This window comes from Streptomyces sp. GESEQ-4 (genome assembly GCF_017948455.1).
Classification (GTDB): Bacteria; Actinomycetota; Actinomycetes; order Streptomycetales; family Streptomycetaceae; genus Streptomyces.
Genome location: NZ_JAFFSU010000002.1, coordinates 69,905 through 86,940, shown reverse-complemented (window position 1 = coordinate 86,940; position 17,036 = coordinate 69,905). Strand labels below are relative to the sequence as shown.

At 70.6% G+C, this 17,036-nt stretch carries 18 protein-coding genes; 7 read left to right on the top strand and 11 right to left on the bottom strand.

Features of this window, described 5'->3' with window-relative positions; all coding sequences use genetic code 11:
• Positions 1-11: 11 nt before the first annotated feature.
• Positions 12-1,181, bottom strand: coding sequence for a thiolase family protein (locus KCH48_RS05780; RefSeq protein WP_210571037.1), 1,170 nt, complete (start codon positions 1,179-1,181; stop codon positions 12-14).
• Positions 1,182-1,290: 109 nt separating this feature from the next.
• On the opposite strand from KCH48_RS05780, the gene KCH48_RS05775 reads away from it, so the two are divergent.
• On the top strand, positions 1,291-1,761 hold the full coding sequence (locus KCH48_RS05775) for a helix-turn-helix domain-containing protein (protein ID WP_210571036.1): 471 nt from the start codon (positions 1,291-1,293) through the stop codon (positions 1,759-1,761).
• Positions 1,762-1,782: 21 nt separating this feature from the next.
• On the opposite strand, the gene KCH48_RS05770 is transcribed toward KCH48_RS05775, so the two are convergent.
• Positions 1,783-2,709 (bottom strand): PmoA family protein, encoded by a 927-nt coding sequence (locus tag KCH48_RS05770; RefSeq protein WP_210571035.1) that lies wholly within the window; start codon positions 2,707-2,709, stop codon positions 1,783-1,785.
• Positions 2,706-3,986, bottom strand: coding sequence for a Gfo/Idh/MocA family protein (locus tag KCH48_RS05765; RefSeq protein WP_246884901.1), 1,281 nt, complete (start codon positions 3,984-3,986; stop codon positions 2,706-2,708). Before KCH48_RS05765 ends, KCH48_RS05770 begins: the two co-directional genes overlap by 4 nt.
• Positions 3,987-4,246: 260 nt before the next feature.
• Here KCH48_RS05765 and KCH48_RS05760 point away from each other — a divergent pair, with 260 nt between their 5' ends.
• Together KCH48_RS05760 and KCH48_RS05755 are read left to right on the top strand one after the other, a co-directional pair.
• A complete protein-coding gene (locus KCH48_RS05760) occupies positions 4,247-5,122 on the top strand; it encodes an undecaprenyl-diphosphate phosphatase (protein ID WP_210571034.1) in 876 nt (291 codons plus the stop codon).
• An 87-nt stretch (positions 5,123-5,209) separates the two neighbouring features.
• A complete protein-coding gene (locus KCH48_RS05755) occupies positions 5,210-5,389 on the top strand; it encodes a hypothetical protein (protein ID WP_210571033.1) in 180 nt (59 codons plus the stop codon).
• Between the two features lie 20 nt (positions 5,390-5,409).
• Here KCH48_RS05755 and KCH48_RS05750 read toward each other — a convergent pair whose 3' ends face one another.
• Entirely contained in the window at positions 5,410-6,150 is a 741-nt protein-coding gene (locus tag KCH48_RS05750; protein ID WP_210571032.1) for an SDR family NAD(P)-dependent oxidoreductase, read from the bottom strand.
• A 148-nt stretch (positions 6,151-6,298) separates the two neighbouring features.
• Between KCH48_RS05750 and KCH48_RS05745 the strand changes: the two genes are divergently transcribed.
• Together KCH48_RS05745 and lnt are read left to right on the top strand one after the other, a co-directional pair.
• Positions 6,299-6,808, top strand: a complete 510-nt coding sequence (locus KCH48_RS05745) for a nuclear transport factor 2 family protein (RefSeq protein ID WP_210571031.1) — start codon at positions 6,299-6,301, stop codon at positions 6,806-6,808.
• Positions 6,809-6,899: 91 nt separating this feature from the next.
• On the top strand, positions 6,900-8,465 hold the full coding sequence (gene lnt / locus KCH48_RS05740; RefSeq protein ID WP_210571030.1) for an apolipoprotein N-acyltransferase: 1,566 nt from the start codon (positions 6,900-6,902) through the stop codon (positions 8,463-8,465).
• Here lnt and KCH48_RS05735 read toward each other — a convergent pair.
• The gene (locus KCH48_RS05735; RefSeq protein ID WP_210571029.1) at positions 8,389-9,294 is read right to left on the bottom strand and encodes a Gfo/Idh/MocA family protein; all 906 of its coding nucleotides are present in this window, start codon (positions 9,292-9,294) and stop codon (positions 8,389-8,391) included. The genes lnt and KCH48_RS05735 overlap by 77 nt on opposite strands.
• Complete coding sequence (locus tag KCH48_RS05730) at positions 9,291-10,493, bottom strand: FAD-dependent monooxygenase (RefSeq protein ID WP_210571028.1); 1,203 nt, start codon at positions 10,491-10,493, stop codon at positions 9,291-9,293. Before KCH48_RS05730 ends, KCH48_RS05735 begins: the two co-directional genes overlap by 4 nt.
• 87 nt (positions 10,494-10,580) lie before the next feature.
• On the opposite strand from KCH48_RS05730, the gene KCH48_RS05725 reads away from it, so the two are divergent.
• Positions 10,581-11,177 (top strand): TetR/AcrR family transcriptional regulator, encoded by a 597-nt coding sequence (locus tag KCH48_RS05725; RefSeq protein WP_210571027.1) that lies wholly within the window; start codon positions 10,581-10,583, stop codon positions 11,175-11,177.
• A 40-nt stretch (positions 11,178-11,217) separates the two neighbouring features.
• Positions 11,218-11,730, top strand: a complete 513-nt coding sequence (locus tag KCH48_RS05720; RefSeq protein ID WP_210571026.1) for a DinB family protein — start codon at positions 11,218-11,220, stop codon at positions 11,728-11,730.
• Between the two features lie 566 nt (positions 11,731-12,296).
• On the opposite strand, the gene KCH48_RS05715 is transcribed toward KCH48_RS05720, so the two are convergent.
• From KCH48_RS05715 to fabG, 5 genes are all read right to left on the bottom strand, one after another.
• Positions 12,297-12,770 carry a hypothetical protein gene (locus KCH48_RS05715; protein WP_210571025.1) on the bottom strand — a complete coding sequence of 158 codons (474 nt, stop codon included), beginning with the start codon at positions 12,768-12,770 and terminating at the stop codon, positions 12,297-12,299.
• A 106-nt stretch (positions 12,771-12,876) separates the two neighbouring features.
• Positions 12,877-13,560: a uracil-DNA glycosylase gene (gene ung / locus KCH48_RS05710; RefSeq protein ID WP_210571024.1), complete on the bottom strand. Its 684-nt coding sequence runs from the start codon at positions 13,558-13,560 to the stop codon at positions 12,877-12,879.
• An 80-nt stretch (positions 13,561-13,640) separates the two neighbouring features.
• Entirely contained in the window at positions 13,641-15,221 is a 1,581-nt protein-coding gene (locus KCH48_RS05705) for an ABC transporter substrate-binding protein (protein WP_210571023.1), read from the bottom strand.
• 187 nt (positions 15,222-15,408) lie between these two features.
• Positions 15,409-16,173 (bottom strand): SDR family oxidoreductase, encoded by a 765-nt coding sequence (locus KCH48_RS05700; RefSeq protein ID WP_210571022.1) that lies wholly within the window; start codon positions 16,171-16,173, stop codon positions 15,409-15,411.
• A gap of 11 nt (positions 16,174-16,184) precedes the next feature.
• Positions 16,185-16,946 carry a 3-oxoacyl-ACP reductase FabG gene (gene fabG, locus KCH48_RS05695; protein ID WP_210571021.1) on the bottom strand — a complete coding sequence of 254 codons (762 nt, stop codon included), beginning with the start codon at positions 16,944-16,946 and terminating at the stop codon, positions 16,185-16,187.
• Positions 16,947-17,036: the final 90 nt, after the last annotated feature.

The following is a 17,036-nucleotide window of genomic DNA, read 5'->3' as shown; positions in this document are numbered from 1 at the left end:
ATCGCCCCCGGTCAGACCGACTCGATAACCATCGCGTTGGCGAGCCCGCCCGCCTCGCACATCGTCTGCAGGGCATACCGTGCGCCGCGCTCCCGCATCGCATGCACCAGCGTGGTCGTCAGGCGGGTGCCGCTAGCACCCAGCGGATGGCCGATGGCGATCGCGCCGCCGTGCACATTGACCTTGGCGAGGTCGGCACCGGTCTCCTGCTGCCAGGCAAGCACGACGCTGGAGAACGCCTCGTTGACCTCGAACAGGTCGATGTCGTCGAGGGAGAGCGACGCCTTGCGCAGCACCTTCTCCGTGGCCGGGATCACGCCGGTGAGCATGAGGAGCGGGTCGGAGCCGGTGACGGCGAAGCTGTGCAGCCGGGCCAGCGGGCGCAGGCCGAGGCGAGCGGCGGTCTCGCTGGAGGTGATGAGCACGGCGGAGGCGCCGTCGTTGACGGGGCTGGCGTTGCCCGCGGTGACGTTCCACTCGATCTGCGGGAAGCGCTCGGCGAACGCCGGGTCGTGGTAGGCGGGTTTGAGGCCGGCCAGGATCTCGGGGGTGCTGGACGGACGTACGCACTCGTCACGGGTGACGTCGTGCAGGGGGGCGACCTCCGCGTCGAACAGGCCGGCGTCCCAGGCCGCGGCGGCCTTGTGGTGCGAGGAGACCGCGAAGGTGTCCATCTGCTCGCGGGTGATCGACCACTTGGCGGCGATCAGCTCGGCGCTGATGCCCTGCGGGACGAGTCCCTCGGGGTAGCGCTCGGCGATGCCGGGGCCGAAGGGGTCGGTACCGGGCGGGACGTTCGACCACATCGGCACCCGGCTCATCGACTCGACACCGCAGGCGACGACGAGGTCGTACGCGCCCGAGATGACGCCCTGGGCCGCGAAGTGCACGGCCTGCTGGGAGGAGCCGCACTGGCGGTCCACGGTGGTCGCCGGGACGGTCTCCGGGAAGCCGGCGGACAAAGCGGCGTACCGGGTGGTGTTCATGGCCTGCTCGCCGACCTGGTCGACGGCGCCGCCGATCACGTCGTCGACCAGGGCCGGGTCGACGCCGGAGCGGGCGACGAGGGTGCGCAGGGTGTGGGCGAGGAGCTCGACGGGGTGGACGTGGGCGAGGGAGCCGTTCGGCTTGCCCTTGCCTATCGGCGTGCGTACGGCTTCGACGATGACTGCGTCACGCATGGTGCGGGCCTCCGCGACTAAGCAACTACATGACTACCGGTCAGTAGGAAATCCAAACTCACCATAGCCCAGAGGGTTGGAAAATCAAACCCTCCTCTAGACTGGCGTCATGGCCGCCATGAAAGACGCCCGCCCCTGCTCCATCGCCGACACCCTGGCGCTCGTCGGTGAGAAGTACTCGCTGCTCGTCCTGCGGGAGGTGTGCCTCGGCAACGGCCGCTTCGACCAGCTCGTGCGCAACATCGGCGCCCCGCGCGACATCCTGGCCACCCGGCTGCGCCGCCTCGTGGACGCCAGGATCCTGACGAAGCAGGCCTACAGCGAGCGCCCGCAGCGTTTCGAGTACCGGCCGACGCAGGCGGGGCTCGAACTGGAGCCGGTCCTGATCACGCTCATGGCGTGGGGCGACCGCCATCTCCGCGAGGACGACGACCGCCCCATGGTGATCGAGCACATCTGCGGCAATGAACTGGTCCCCGTCGTCACCTGCTCCGCCTGCGCCGGCGCGGTGCACCACGAGGACCTGACGGCCCATCCGCAGACGCCCGGCTGGACGGTGTCGGGACCGACAGCGGCGTAAGCCTTCAACAGGCCGCTGTCCTCACCAGGGGTGCGCCTCCAGGTACTTGGCGACCTCGTCCCGCTCCCAGGCTCCGTCGGCCACGACGACCCGGTAGCGGCGGGTGAGGGTGTCGCCGGGCGCGAGTTCCAGTTCGTCGAAGAAGGCCCAGGAGGGGGCGACACCGGCGAAGGGTTCGTTGCGGACGAACCAGTGGGCGGGGTGGGCCCCTCGGTCGCCGAGGTGGTCGTTCTCGGGGGCGTGCTCGAAGACGAGGGTCGCGTGGCCGTCGGTGCCGTCGTGTTCGCCGGAGAGGGCGAGCCAGGGCGCCTGCGTGCCCATCAGCTCCGGGCCCTCACCGTCCGGCCCGATGATCCGCCCGTCCCGGAAGGCGCGCGGGCCGCGCCAGAACAGGCCCGTATAGCCGGCCAGTTCACGCCCAGCGGTGGTCGGGCTGCCGAACCGCAGCGGCTCCTCGCGCCGGTTGGTGACCGCGGTCGTCCAGGTCAGCGCCCAGGACCCCGTGCCCGGATCGACGTCGTGCACCTCGATCCGGCGCTCCTCCTCGGCCCACAGCTCTCCGTCGTAGGGGTGCCACGTCAGCCGTTCGGCGATGACGAGCCGATCGTCGTCCGAGGAGATCTCGTCGAAGCCGACGTGCGCCATCGACCCGACCCGCTCCGGGAGTTCGAGATACCCGTGTCCGTGCACATAGGTGTTGCCGCCCCACAGATTCGCCCCGGACAGATGCGAGGCCGTGAGCGACAGGCCCTTGTGCCAGCGGTGGTCGTTGGGCCGGTAGTCGGTGACGACGTCGCCCGCGAGGGTCCGCAGCGGATGGACGTACGGCCTCGGCGCCTCCCAGGCCGCTTCCGGCCGGTACACATAGGCGAGCAGTTCCACACCGGTGACCGGCTCGGTCACGGTGACGCGGTCGCCGTACGCGTGTGTGATGCGCAGCCCGGTCACGCCGAGACCCCCTCGCCGACGACGGGGGCCCAGCCGGGAGCGCCGCCGTGCATCGCCGCGTAGTACGGGTCGCCCGGGCCGATCTCGCCCGCCTTCACCGTCGCGTCCGTGAACGCAGACTTGTAGAGCGCGGCGATCAGCTCCAGGCTCGTCCGCCCGTCCGCGCCACTGCTGCGCGGTCGCTGTCCGGCCCGCATGCTCGCGACCAGCTCCCTCAGCTGCGCGAGATGCGAACTGGGCACGTCCTCACCGAAGTCCTGCCACCGCGCGGCCAGTTCGGCGGGCACGTCGGACGCCGGGGTGATGCGCCAGTGGGCGTTGCTGTGGCCGTAGAGGTGGGTGAGTTCGACGGTGGCGCGGGCGCAGTCGATGCGGATGCGGCTGACCTCGTCGGGCGACAGAACGCTGTTGACGACGGTCGCCAACGCGCCGTTCTCGAAGCGGACCAGCGCGGTGGAGACGTCCTCCGTCTCCACGTCGTGCACCAGCCGTCCGGCCATCGCCCGGACCTCGCTCCACGGGCCGAGCAGATCGAGCAGCAGGTCCATCTGATGGATCCCGTGCCCCATGGCCGGACCACCGCCCTCGGTCTGCCAGCGCCCACGCCAGGGCACCGCGTAGTAAGCGGTGTCCCGATACCAGGTGGTCTGGCAGTGCGCGACCAGCGGCCGCCCCAGAGCCTGCTCGGCGAGCAGCCGTCGTACATGCCGGGAGCCCGAGCCGAAGCGGTGCTGGAAGACGATGGCGGCATACGGCCCGCCGTCCTCGCCCTCCGCGGCCTCGACGGCGTCGAAGTCGGCCAGCGTCGGCACGGGCGGCTTCTCGCACCACACCCAGGCACCGGCGCGCAGCGCGGTGATGGTCTGGTCGCGGTGGAGCGTGGGCGGCGTGCAGATGGTGACCAGGTCGGGCCGCTGCTCCCCCAGCATCCGGTCCAGGTCGGTGTACGCGTGCGGAATGCCGCTCTCCGCGCAGCAGGCCTCGGCCGAGGCGGCGTCGATGTCGACAGCGGCGACGACCTCGACCTCCCCCTCCTCGGCGAGCCGCGCCAGCGCGGGCAGATGCGAGTCACGAGCGATCGCACCGGTGCCGACGACAGCGACCTTGATACGCCGGCCGGCGAGTGCGGCGGAGCGCTCACCAAGCGGGCCCGGTGAAGTCGACTGCGGTACAGCAGCGCCCCGAAGGGGCGCGGGGAACTGCGCGACCAGCCCCGACGCGCCCGCAGGCGGCCGACGGCCCATCGCCACACTTCCCGCGGACTCGGATGCAGGCATCGAACCGATCAGCACTCCTCAGGGGACGAGCAGGACTCCCCAGGGAGCCAGCAAGCGCTTTCTCTACCGCTGCAACGTAAGCGCCGCCCCCATCGCAGGTCAACACCGTCGAACCCGGTGCCACCGCCCGGCTGCGACGCCCCTGTGCCAGGGCTGTCGGCCGGGGACGCTACGCTTCCCCCCGACAACTGTGATCACCGCACCGGCGGCTGGGGGCTCCCGTCGTTCCGGCCCGACCAGCACTTGGACTCCGTAACTTCATGTCTTGGTTTGAATCCCTCATCCTCGGACTCGTCCAGGGGCTGACCGAGTTTCTGCCTGTCTCCTCCAGCGCGCACCTGCGGCTGACGGCGGCCTTCTCGGGCTGGGAGGACCCGGGCGCGGCCTTCACCGCGATCACCCAGATCGGCACGGAGACCGCGGTGCTGATCTACTTCCGCAAGGACATCGGGCGGATCATCTCGGCCTGGACGAAATCGCTCACCGACAAGGCCATGCGCAAGGATCACGACGCGCAGATGGGCTGGCTGGTGATCGTCGGCTCGATCCCGATCGGCGTGCTCGGCGTCACGCTCAAGGACCAGATCGAGGGGCCGTTCCGCGATCTGCGGATCACGGCGACCATGCTGATCGTGATCGGCGTCGTCATCGGCGTCGCCGACCGGCTGGCAGCGCGCGACGAGAGCGGCGGCCGGCATCGCGCCGCCAAGGAGCGCAAGCAACTCGCGGACCTGAACGTGAAGGACGGCCTGATCTTCGGCGTCTGCCAGGCCGCGGCCCTCATCCCCGGGGTCTCCCGCTCCGGCGCGACGATCAGCGGCGGCCTCTTCATGGGCTATCAGCGCGAGGCCGCGGCCCGCTACTCGTTCCTGCTCGCCATCCCGGCTGTACTCGCCTCCGGCCTCTTCGAACTCAAGGACGCGATGGAGACCGGCCACGTCTCCTGGGGGCCGACGGCCTTCGCGACGGTGATCGCGTTCGGGACCGGATATGCCGTCATCGCCTGGTTCATGAAGTTCATCTCGACCAAGAGCTTCATGCCGTTCGTCTGGTACCGCATAGCGCTCGGCATCGTGATCGTCATACTCGTGACGGCGGGCGTCCTGAGCCCGCACGCGGCGGAGTCGGCGGGCTGAGCCGGCCCCGTACCCGTGACCAAGCCCATACGGAATGAGTAGCGACCCGGTAGCGCAGTGTCAGTGCTTGCCCCTAGGCTTGCCCGCATGCCCCGCGAATCCGTGTCCTCTGGTTCCTTACGGTCTGCCGCCGAGGTGAATGAGCAGATCCGCGCGCTGTGGATGCGCGCGGGCGGCTCGCTGTCGGCCGAGGAGCGCGCGGAATACGAGCTGTTGGTGGTCGAGTGGGCGGCCGCGATCCGTGGCGATGTGATCGAGGCGGCCTGAGCGTTCGGCGAACCGGCAGGTCATATTCCGCCCGAGACCCGCAGCACCGCCCCCGTCGCATAGGACGCGTCCGGTGACATCAGCCACGCCACCGCCGCCGCGATCTCCTCGGCCTGTCCCGGACGGCGCAGCGGGATCCTGTCAGCCGCGCGCCGGGCGCGATCCGGGTCGCCCATGGCCGCGTGTATCTCCGTGTCGATCACGCCGGGGGCCACGGCGTTGACGCGGATGCCGTCAGGTCCGAGTTCCTTGGCCAGACCCAAGGTCAGCGCGTCCACGGCCGCCTTGGTCGCCGCGTAGTGCACATACTCGCCGGGGCTGCCGAGGGTCGCCGCGGCCGACGAGACGTTCACGATCACGCCGCTCCCCCGCGCCGTCATCAGCTGTGCCGCCCGGCGCGAACACAGCAGCGCGCCCAGCAGGTTGACGTCGACGACCCGCCGCAGGACCGCGGGGTCCGTGTCCGCGAGCCGCCCCAGCAGGCCGGTCACCGCGGCGTTGTTCACCAGCCCCGTCACCGGCCCGAGTCGCTCCTCGGCCACCTCGAACAGCCGCGCCACATCCGCCTCGACCGATGTGTCCACCCGCACCGGCACCGACCGCCCGCCGGCCTTCCGCACCCCGTCGGCCACCGCCTCGGCGGCCTCGGCGTCCCGGACGTACCCCACCACGACGTCGTGCCCCTCCGCCGCGAGCCGCAGACAGGTCGCGGCGCCGATGCCCCGGCTGCCGCCGGTGACCACGGTGACGGGACGGCTCATTCGGTACCTCCTGGCTCGCTGACGGCATGAAGATCGCCCCAGCTTCGCAGAGGGGGTGGGGCCTCTCGTACGGTCCCCCTGGTGAACGGCCCTCGAATATCGCCGCGTACCCCTTGGCTCGGCCGGTCACATGCCCAAAACTGAGCCGATGACGCAGCGTGTGGAGCTTGCCGCCGTGATGGACCGGCTGGCGGTCGACGGAGTGATCACCGACTATGCGGTGGCCGTGGACGACGGCGACTGGGAGGCGTACCGGCAGTTGTTCACGGCGGACGGGCGGGCGGACTACCGCTCGGCCGGCGGGATCGAGGGAGACGCCGGGAAGATCGCCGAGTGGCTCGCGGAGACTATGCGGCTGTTCCCCATGCGGCAGCATCTGATCGTCAACCGCCAGGTGCGGTTCGGGACCCTGGAGCAGGACACCGGCGACACCGCACGGGTGCAGGCCGACTATGTGAATCCGATGCGGTTCGCCGGTGACGACGGTGGATCGGCCGCTCCGGACTTCCTGTGCGGCGGCCGTTACGCCTTCTCCTTGACGCGTACGTACGACGGCTGGCGGCTGCGCGAGGTCGTGGTGCAGGAGAAGTGGCGCCGCATGCCGACCGGCGGCCCAGGCCCTGATCGGGCCGACGCGACCGATAGCCGACGCCCCTGACCGCCCCGGCGTGATCAAGTCGGCCGATGCCGTCTGTCCCGCGATCATCCGGGCGCGCACACTGGAGGGAAACCGGTCTGGGAGGCGCCGTATGAAGTCGTTCGGGCAGTGGCTCACCTCCCCATGGCGCCGGTCCGCGCTCGCCGCCCTGGCCGGCGTCCTGCCCGTGCTCGCGTTCCCCGCGCCGTCGCTGTGGTGGTTCGCCTACGTCGCCCTGGTCCCCTGGATCGCGCTGATCCGCTCCGCGCCGACCGGGAAACGGGCGCTGTACGACGGCTGGAGCGGCGGCTTCGGGTTCATGGTGGCGATGCACCACTGGCTGCTGCCGAACCTGCACGTCTTCACCTTCGTGCTCGCGGGGCTGCTCGGCGCTCTTTGGGCCCCCTGGGGGTGGCTGGTACGGCATTTCCTCGCCGGGGTGCCGTCCGCGGGCCGGATCGCCGCCGCGCTCGCCGTGCTGCCGGCCGGCTGGCTGATGGTGGAGCTGGTGCGGTCCTGGCAGGGGCTGGGCGGGCCGTGGGGCATGATCGGCTCCAGCCAGTGGCAGGTCGAACCCGCGCTGCGGCTCGCCTCGGTCGGCGGAGTGTGGCTGCTGAGCTTCCTGGTGGTCGCCGTGAACGTCGCGGTCGCCGTGCTCGTGGTGATACGCGCGTCCCGCGTGCCCGCTGTCGCCGGGCTCGTCGCGACCGCGACCGCCACCTCCGCGGTCTGGATGTGGTCACCGCGCCCCGACACGGACGGCCGGATGCGGATCGCCGTCGTCCAGCCGGGCGTCGTCGCCGGCCCCGACAACCGCTTCACCCGCGAGGAGCAGCTCACCCGCGAACTGGCCGGGCAGGACCTCGATCTGATCGTCTGGGGCGAGAGCAGCGTCGGCTACGACCTGGGCAGGCGGCCCGACCTTGAGCGGCGGATCGCCGCGCTGTCCCGTGAGACGGGGACGGACATCCTCGTCAACGTGGACGCCCGGCGATCCGACCGGCCCGGCATCTACAAGAGCTCGGTGCTCATCGGCCCGAACGGCTACACCGGCACCCGCTACGACAAGATGCGGCTCGTCCCCTTCGGCGAATACGTCCCGTTCCGCTCGGTCCTCGGCTGGGCGACCTCCGTCGGCGAGGCGGCGGGCGAGGACCGCAGGCGCGGCACCGGGCAGGTCGTCATGGATGTCGGCCAGGGGCTGCGGGTCGGGCCGATGGTGTGCTTCGAGTCCGCGTTTCCCGACATGAGCCGCAATCTCGCCGACGACGGCGCCGACGTACTGATCGCGCAGTCGGCGACCTCGACGTTCCAGCAGAGCTGGGCCCCCGAGCAGCATGCCTCGCTCGCCGCGCTGCGTGCCGCCGAGACCGGCCGCCCGATGGTGCACGCCACACTGACCGGCGTCTCCGCGGTCCACGGGCCCGACGGAGAGCGGGTGGGCCAGTGGCTCGGTACGAGCGAGAGCGCCTCGCAGGTCTACGACGTGCCGCTGTCCCACGGTGTCACGCCGTACGTCCGCTTCGGCGACTGGGTGGTGCGGGCCGCGCTGCTGATCATGGCCGCGTGGTGCGCCGTAGAGGGCCTACGGACGCTGCGGTTCAGGCGGCACGCTCCTCGACCGCCTGTACAACCCGCTCGCACAGTTCGTGGGTGGCCAGCGCGTCACGGGCACTGAGCACCTTGCCCGCCCGCACCGCGTCGAGGAAGGCACCCGCGGCCTGCTCGATGCCGCGCTGCCGGGACACCGGCACCCAGTCCCCGCGCCGCCGCACCGTCGGCTGCCCCTTGTGGTCGATCACCTCGGCGAGATTGACCACCTGACGCTTGGTGTCCTGTCCGGACACCTCCAGGATCTCCTCGGCCGAGCCGCTGAGCCGGTTCATCACACCGAGCGCGGTGAAGCCGTCCCCGGCGAGCTGGAGCACGACGTGGTGCAGCAGGCCGCCCTCGGTGCGGGCGCGCACGGTCACGTCGTCGACCGGGCCCGGCACCAGGAAGCGGAGTGTGTCCACGACATGGATGAAGTCGTCGAGGACCATCGCGCGCGGCTCCTCCGGCAGCCCGATCCGGTTCTTCTGCATCAGGATCAGCTCGCGCGGATGATCGGCGCACTGCACATACCCGGGCGCGTACCGCCGGTTGAACCCGACGGCCAGCGACACGCCCCGCTGCTCCGCGAGCGCCACCAGCCGCTCGGAGTCGGCGAGTTCGTACGCCAGCGGCTTGTCGACGTACGTCGGTACGCCCGCCTCCAGCAGCCGGGCCACGATCTCCGGGTGCACGACGGTGGGCGCGTGCACGAACGCGGCGTCGAGGTCCTGGGCGAGGAGCGCGTCGAGGTCCCGGTGGCGCCGGGTGCCGGGGAGGTGGAGCGTGTCGGCGACGCGGTCGAGCGTCGCGGGTGTGCGGGTCTGGAGGTGCAGTTCGACGTCCGGCTGCGTCGCCAGCACCGGCAGGTACGCCTTCTCCGCGATGTCACCGAGTCCGATGCAGCCGACCTTCACGGGGCGTGCTCCTCTGACCGTTGCCTGCCTGGGTCTTTCCCGGCAGCATACGGCGGCTGCGGTGGCCGCCAGTCGACGACCCCGTCGAAGCTCCGCAGGAGCAGCGCCGGTCCGGCCTTCGACAGCGCGGCGATCAGGGTGTCGCGTACGGCCATGATGGTCCGGTTACCGGTCAGGTTCAGGCGCGCGACCCGCACGGCATGCCGGGCGACGGCCGTCGTACGAAGCAGCCGCGCCGCCGTATAGGCAGCGAGGTCGTCGCAGTGGTGCGCGAGCACGATCGCGTCCTCGATGGCCTGGTTGCCGCCCTGACCGAGCGTCGGGGGCATGGCGTGCGCGGCGTCGCCGAGGAGGGCGACCCGACCGCGGTGGAAGGCGGGCAGCGGGTCGGCGATGTGGTGGACGTCGTGACGCAGGACGTCCTCGGGGCGGGCCGCGGCCAGGACGGCGGGGATCGGGTCGTGCCAGTCGCCGAACAGGCGGACCAGCTCGGCCTTCTCGTCGTCGGGCGCCCGCTCCCCCGCCGGGGCCAGGGCGGCGGCGTACGCGTAGACCCGACCGTCCTTGAGCGGCTGTGTGCCCCAGATACGGCCCCTGCCCCAGGTCTCGTGCGAGGCGGGTTCGGCGCCCGGCACGGGGATCACGACGCGCCAGGTGGTGAAGCCGGAGTAGACGGGTCCGGGGTGCTCGGGGAACAGGGTCCGCCGTACGCCCGAGTGGATCCCGTCGGCAGCCACGACCAGGTCGGCCTCCCACTCGCCCTCGGGCGTGCGCACCCGGGCCGGGCGATCGGCGTCGCCGGGGTCGGCGAGGGTCGCGGTGGCCGCCGTGCGGACGGCGTCCGGCGGGAGCTGTGCGGCGAGGCTGTTGATGAGGGTGGCGCGGTGGAGGAGGACGAGGGGGTCGCCGAAACGCTCGGCGACGGCCTCGGCGTTGGCGCGGGAGAGCCACCGCCCGCCGGGGGTGCGCAGGCCTCCGTCGCCCTGCCAGGCGGCGAGGTCGCGGATCTCGTCGCCGAGGCCGATGACGTCCAGGGCGCGCAGGGCGTTGGGGGCCAGGGAGATGCCCGCGCCGACCGGGTCCAGCGTGCGGGCCCGCTCCAACACGGTGACCTGCAGGCCGCGTTGATGCAGGGCCGCCGCCGCGGTCAGGCCGCCGATTCCGCCGCCGATCACGACAACCTGCGATGTCTGTGCCATGGCTCCTCCTCAGACCTTCACTACAGGTGTAGTGAGGTGCTGCACCGACGGTACTACAGGCGTAGTGCGGGCGGTAGGTTGACGTCCATGTCCGAACGCACCGAGAGCCCCTCCCGCACCGACCTCGTCGCCGACACCGCGCTCGCCCTGCTCGCCGAACGCGGGATGCGCGGGCTCACCCACCGGGCGGTCGATGAGGCGTCAGGGCTCCCCCAGGGCTCGACGTCGAATCTGGCGCGCACCCGGCAGGCACTGCTGGAGCTGGCCGTGCGCCGCCTCGCCGAGCGCGAGTCGCGCGTCCTGGCGCTGCACGAGATGCCGGACCCGCGGGGTGGCCGCGACTCGGTGGTGGACGGCCTGGCGCTGGCCACGCACCGCGCCCTGACCCACCACCGCGACCTGACGCTCGCTCGCTACGAACTGGCCCTGGAGGCGACCCGCCGCCCCGAGCTGCGCGCCTACTTCGATGCCACCGGCGCCCGGTTCCGTGACCAGCTCACCGCCCTGGCCACGGCGTTGGGCTCGACCGCCCCTGCGCGGCACGCGCTGTCGCTGATCGCCTGGGCGGACGGGCTGATGTTCTCGTGCGTGGCCGGGTCCTTCAGTGCACAGGTGCCGAGCCTCGATGAAGTGCGGGCGGGGTTGCGGGAGTTGCTCGACGGGATGCTCGGCGGGGCGTCGTAAATCGCTGGTGGGGCGGGGCGGGCTGGGTCAGGATGCAGGCATGACCATCGAGCGCCGTGAACCCGCGAACACCGCCGACGAACGCACCATGCTGGAGGGCTGGCTGGACTACCACCGCGAGACCCTCGCGTGGAAATGCGAGGGCCTGACCGACGCCCAGCTCAGGAGCGCCTCCGTGGAGCCGTCCACGCTTTCCCTGATGGGGCTGGTGCGGCACATGGCGGAGGTGGAGCGCGGCTGGTTCCGCAAGGTGCTCATGGACGAGGACGCGGGGCCCATCTACTACTCCGACGAGGATCCGGACGGCGACTTCCACGTCAACGAGGAGGACAGCTGGGAGGAGGCGCACGCCACGTGGCGGGCCGAGATCGACATCGCCCGGCGCAACGCGGCCGGCTTCGACCTGGACGACCTCTCCAAGGGCAGGAGCCGACGCTCCGGCGAGCAGTTCAACCTCCGCTGGCTCTACACCCACATGATCGAGGAGTACGCCCGCCACAACGGCCACGCCGACCTGATCCGCGAGCGTATCGACGGCGGCACCGGCGACTGACGGCGGCGCCGATCACCCATGTGGGGCATCCTGCGCTGTCCGCCGCCCGAGAGGGCAGCCGACGCAGCAGAGTTGCGCGCGTGCATCGAACGTCGACCACCGCAACGCTCCTGGTCACCGTGGCTGCCTCGGCCCTCTCCGGCTGTGTGACGGTCCAACTGCCGCCCGCGTCGGGGCCCTCGGCGCCGCCGTCCCGGACCGTTCCTGCCCGGCCGGACGCCAGCGCGGAGCCGCAGATCGTGCAGGCGCCCGCGCGGGAGGCACTGGAGCGGATCGGACCTCCCCGTGAGCCGTCGCCGACGGCATCGGTGCGACGGCCTCCCCCACCGGCGCCGACCCCGGAGAAACCGGCGCCTTCACGCCCGCGCCCACCGCGTCCGGCACCGCGGACTCCAGAGGCACCGCAGCGGCCGCGTGCCCAGGTGACCCAGCCGGTTCCCACGCACCTCGGCGATGTCTGTGATCTCGGCAGACAGTACGGCGGCTGGCCACAGGACAGCCCGCAGTCGAAGATCTGCGAGCAGACGTACGGGCGTTGAGGGATTCCCGCGCATGGGGTCCCCGCGCTACGTCCCCAACCGCAGTTCCAGCCGGCTGATGGCCGCCCGTACGCCGTCCCCGTAGGGATCGTCCCCCAGAGCGTGCACCGCGCCTCGTGCCTGTCGGATGTGTGCACGTGCGGCCTCGGCGCGGCCCAGCTTCACATAGTCGGCGGCCAGATTGAGATGGAGGGAGGGATACAGCGCCCGCGCGGCCAAAGCCCCCTCGTGCTCGGCGAGCCGCTCGTCCGTGAGTTCTTCCGCCGCGGTCAACGCCCGCAGATCCCAGGCCAGTTCGTCCACGGGATCGTCCTGTGTGTCGGCCATGTAGTGCGCCAGGGTGCAGCGGTGCAGTGGGTCCCCGGTCACGCCGATCTCCGCCCAGAGGCCCAGGAAGCGGTGCCGGGCCTCCTCGCGGTCGCCCGCGTGGTGCAGCATGACGACCTGGCCGATGCGGGTCATGACCGCATCCGGCGCCGCCTGCTCCTGTCGCTCCGCCACCGCACCCTCCCAGCCCGTCGCCGATGTCGCTCTGCGACGACGCTAACCGCAGGCACCGACAATCCCGCCGAGGCGGGGCCGACCCAGGGGGCCGGCCCGCTCCAGGTCAGCCGAGGTTCGGGATGCGCCAGTCGATCGGCTCGTGGCCCTGCCGGGCGACGGCCTCGTCGATCTGCGTGAAGGGACGGGAGCCGAAGAACTTCTTCGCCGACAGCGGCGAGGGGTGGGCGCCCTTCACCACCACATGGCGCTGTTCGTCGATCAGCGGGAGCTTCTTCTGCGCGTAGTTCCCCCACAGGACGAAGACCGCCGGGTCGGGACGGTCGGCCACGGCCCGGATCACCGCGTCGGTGAACTTCTCCCAGCCCTTGCCCTTGTGCGAGTTGGCCTCGCCCGCGCGGACCGTGAGCACCGCGTTGAGCAGGAGCACGCCCTGCTCGGCCCACGGCATGAGATAGCCGTTGTCCGGGACGGGCGTGCCCAGCTCGGCCTGCATCTCCTTGTAGATGTTGCGGAGGGAGGGCGGGGTCCTGACTCCCGGGCGGACCGAGAAGCACAGGCCGTGCCCCTGGCCCTCGCCGTGGTACGGGTCCTGGCCGAGGATCAGGACCTTCACCTTGTCGTACGGCGTCGCCGCCAGCGCGGCGAAGACCTCCTCACGCGGAGGGTAGACAGGACCCTTCGCCCGCTCCTCCTCCACGAACTCCGTCAGCTCCTTGAAGTAGGGCTGCTGCAGTTCGTCGCCCAGAACCCCGCGCCAGGACTCGGGCAGCATGGAGATGTCGGTCACGTCGACTTCCTTACGATGTGTGGTCGCTTCGATGCCCCAGAACCTACCGGCGACCACTGACAATCGGCGCTGCTACCGCACTACCAGCTGGTCTTCCGGTACAGCTCCCACATCATCATCATCGTCGCCGGGTCGATGACCTTCTCCAGACCGGCGATCTCCTCGTTCGCGGCCGTGTACGCCTTGCCCTGCCACAGCGGGATCAGCCGCGCGTCGTCCACGAGGATCTGCTGGGCCTCCTCGAACTCCTCGGCGACGGCCCCGCGGTCGCTCTCCTCGCGCGACCGCGGCAGCAGCTTGGTGGTGATCTCGGGGGAGTTGTACGGGGTGCCGAGCGCGTTCTGCTCGCCCACGAAGGGCGCGATGAAGTTGTCGGGGTCGTTGAAGTCGGGGTTCCAGCCACGCCCGAAGACCGGGTACTCGCCCTTCTGGTAGCCCTCCGAGTAGGTCTTCCAGGGGCGGCTCTTCAGGGTGACCGTGAACAGGCCGGACGCCTCCAGCTGTCGCTTCAGCTCCTCGAAGGCCGGCTTGGTCTGGGAGCCGTAACGGTCGGTGGTGTACCAGAGCGTGAGAGGAACCGTTTCGTTGATGCCCGCCTCGGTGAGGATGGCCTTCGCCTTGGCCGCGCTGGGGTTGCCGTAGTCGTCGAAGAAGCCCGTCCCGTGGCCCACCAGACCCCTGGGGATCATGGAGTACAGCGGCTCGACGGTGTCCTTGTAGATGTTGTGGGCGAGCGCCTTGCGGTCGATGACCTGGGCGACCGCCTTGCGGACCGCGGGGTTCTTGGCCCAGCTGTCCTTGGGGTTGAACACCAGATAGCTGATCTCGGTGGTGGGGTTCTCCATGATCTGGAGCCCCTCCTTGTCGCGGTTGACCTGGATGTCCACGATGTCCGAGGCGCCGAGGCCACGGTAGATGACCGAGATGTCGTTGCTCTTCAGCGCCGTGACCAGCTCGTCCGACTGCTGGAAGTACCGGATGGTGACGGCGGAGTTCTTGATCTCCGCCAGGCCTTTGTAGTCCTCGTTGCGGGCCAGCTCGGCCTTCTCGCCGTCTTCGTAGGAGGAGAGTTTGTAGGGCCCCGAGCCGGTGATGTTCCCGTCCTCGCGGAGCTTGTCCGCGGGGTACTCCTCGGGGTCCACGATCGACATGGCGGGCGTCGTGAGCACCAGGGGGAAGGTCGCGTCGGGCTGGCCGAGGTGGAAGACGACCTCGCGGTCACCCTTCACCTGCACCCGGTCGAGGGTGGTCAGCAGGCCCGCGGGGCCACCGTTGACGTTGATCTCCTTGATCCGGTCGAACGAGTGCTTGACGGCCTCGGCGTCCAGCGCGTGCCCGTTGGAGAACTTCAGACCCTCGCGCAGCGTGCATGTGTACACGGTGCTGGAGTTGTCCGTGAACTCGCAGCTCTCGGCGGCGTCGGGTTCGGGCTTGGTCGAACCGGGCGAGTAGCCCAGAAGGGGTTGGTAGACGTTACGCATCAGCTCCCAGGAGCTGTCCCAGGCCGCGGCCGGGTCCAGGGTGCTCGGCGCGCTGGTTGTCCCCACGATGATCGGGTCCGCGTCGTCAGAGGCGTCCGAGGAGAACACACCACACCCGGTCACCATGGATATGGACGCGATCACCGCGAGTGGCGGCGAGATTCGGTTCCGATTGAACACGTGCATGCTCCTCGAAATGCCGTACACAAGTGGCCGAACGATACCGCAGGCCCCTGGAACCGCTTCCACTCGGCTGGCACAGCTCTGGGTCAGCCCGGTTGTGACGGTTTTTCGAGTCCTCGTGAGGGGTGCGGGCGGGCGCGGGAGAAGGTCGGTGAAGACCCTCACCGGCGCCCACCGCACTCTGTCAGCCGACCCCGGCGTTGAGGAAGATGCCGCCGTCGATGACGAGGGTCTGCCCGGTGATCCAGTCGGACTGCGTCGAGGTGAGGAACTCGGCGGCGCCGCCGATGTCTGAGGGCACGCCGAGCCTGGCCAGCGGGTAGGACGCGGCGGCCTCGTCCTCGCGGCCCTCGTACAGCGCCTTCGCGAACTTGGTCTTCACGACGGCCGGGGCGATCGCGTTGACCCGCACCTTGGGCGCGAACTCGTGGGCGAGCTGCTGGGTCAGGTTGATCAGCGCGGCCTTGCTGACGCCGTAGGCGGCGATGAACGGCGAGGGCGCGAGGCCCGCGACGGACGCGATGTTGACGATCGCGCCGCCGTTGTCCTTCTGCCAGGCGTGCCAGGTCTTCTGTGCGAAGCCGAGCGCCGAGATCACGTTGGTCTCGAAGACCTTGCGGGCCACATCCAGGTCGAGGTCGGCGATCGGCCCGAACACCGGGTTCGTACCGGCGTTGTTGACCAGGAAGTCGACCCGGCCGAAGGCCTCCATGGTGCGCTCGACGGCGGCGGCCTGGTGCGCCACGTCGTGCGCCTTGCCGGCGACTCCGATGACGCGGTCGGCGCCGAGCGCCTCGACGGCCTCCTTGAGGGCGTCCTCGTTGCGGCCGGTGATGCACACGCGGTCACCGCGCGCGACGAGCGCCTCGGCGACGCCGTAGCCGATGCCGCGGCTGGCGCCCGTGACGAGCGCGACCTTGCCCGAAAGCTCGGGGAGCTGTGAAGTCATGTCCCTGGTCCCTAGTCGAGCGGTCCGCCGGCGATGTACAGCACCTGGCCGGAGACGAATCCGGCGTCCTCGCCCGTGAAGAAGGCGACCGCGTTCGCGACGTCGGCCGGCTCACCGACCCGCTGCACGGGGATCTGGGTGGCGGCGGCGGCCTTGAAGTCGTCGAAGCCCATGCCGACCCGGTCGGCGGTGGCCTTGGTCATCTCGGTGGCGATGAAGCCAGGGGCGACCGCGTTGGCGGTGACGCCGAACTTGCCGAGCTCGATGGCGAGCGTCTTGGTGAAGCCCTGCATGCCGGCCTTGGCGGCGGAGTAGTTGGCCTGGCCGCGGTTGCCGAGCGCGGACGACGAGGAGAGGTTGACGATCCGGCCGAACTTGGCGTCCACCATGTGCTTCTGACAGGCCTTCGACATCAGGAAGGCGCCCCGCAGATGCACGTTCAGGACGGTGTCCCAGTCGAAGACGCTCATCTTGAACAGCAGGTTGTCGCGGAGCACGCCCGCGTTGTTCACCAGGATCGTCGGCCCGCCGAGCTCCTCGGCGATCCGCGCGACGGCCGCCTCGACCTGCGCCTCGTCCGAGACGTCGCAGCCGACCGCGATCGCCTTGCCGCCGGCCGCGGTGATCTTCTCCACGGTGTCCTTGCAGGCCGCCTCGTCGAGGTCGATCACGGCGACCGCGCGGCCCTCGGCGGCCAGTCGTACGGCGGTGGCGGCGCCGATGCCGCGTGCTCCGCCGGTGACCACGGCGACCCGCTGCTCAGTGGTGGACATGGATGACTCTCCTCGGGTGAGCGACCGCTTAGTACCTTCGATGACGTGACGCTAGAAGCCCTGGCACGCGGTGTCAACGGCAACCGCGCG

Excerpts from the sequence above, each read along its gene's own strand:
- fabG (WP_210571021.1), bottom strand. The coding sequence starts at position 16,946 with ATGTCCACCACTGAGCAGCGGGTCGCCGTGGTCACCGGCGGAGCACGC.
- KCH48_RS05725 (WP_210571027.1), top strand. The coding sequence starts at position 10,581 with ATGTCCGAACGCACCGAGAGCCCCTCCCGCACCGACCTCGTCGCCGAC.
- KCH48_RS05745 (WP_210571031.1), top strand. The coding sequence starts at position 6,299 with ATGACGCAGCGTGTGGAGCTTGCCGCCGTGATGGACCGGCTGGCGGTC.
- KCH48_RS05755 (WP_210571033.1), top strand. The coding sequence starts at position 5,210 with ATGCCCCGCGAATCCGTGTCCTCTGGTTCCTTACGGTCTGCCGCCGAG.
- KCH48_RS05700 (WP_210571022.1), bottom strand. The coding sequence starts at position 16,173 with ATGACTTCACAGCTCCCCGAGCTTTCGGGCAAGGTCGCGCTCGTCACG.
- KCH48_RS05760 (WP_210571034.1), top strand. The coding sequence starts at position 4,247 with ATGTCTTGGTTTGAATCCCTCATCCTCGGACTCGTCCAGGGGCTGACC.
- lnt (WP_210571030.1), top strand. The coding sequence starts at position 6,900 with ATGAAGTCGTTCGGGCAGTGGCTCACCTCCCCATGGCGCCGGTCCGCG.
- KCH48_RS05720 (WP_210571026.1), top strand. The coding sequence starts at position 11,218 with ATGACCATCGAGCGCCGTGAACCCGCGAACACCGCCGACGAACGCACC.
- KCH48_RS05780 (WP_210571037.1), bottom strand. The coding sequence starts at position 1,181 with ATGCGTGACGCAGTCATCGTCGAAGCCGTACGCACGCCGATAGGCAAG.
- KCH48_RS05765 (WP_246884901.1), bottom strand. The coding sequence starts at position 3,986 with ATGCCTGCATCCGAGTCCGCGGGAAGTGTGGCGATGGGCCGTCGGCCG.
- KCH48_RS05730 (WP_210571028.1), bottom strand. The coding sequence starts at position 10,493 with ATGGCACAGACATCGCAGGTTGTCGTGATCGGCGGCGGAATCGGCGGC.
- KCH48_RS05750 (WP_210571032.1), bottom strand. The coding sequence starts at position 6,150 with ATGAGCCGTCCCGTCACCGTGGTCACCGGCGGCAGCCGGGGCATCGGC.
- KCH48_RS05775 (WP_210571036.1), top strand. The coding sequence starts at position 1,291 with ATGGCCGCCATGAAAGACGCCCGCCCCTGCTCCATCGCCGACACCCTG.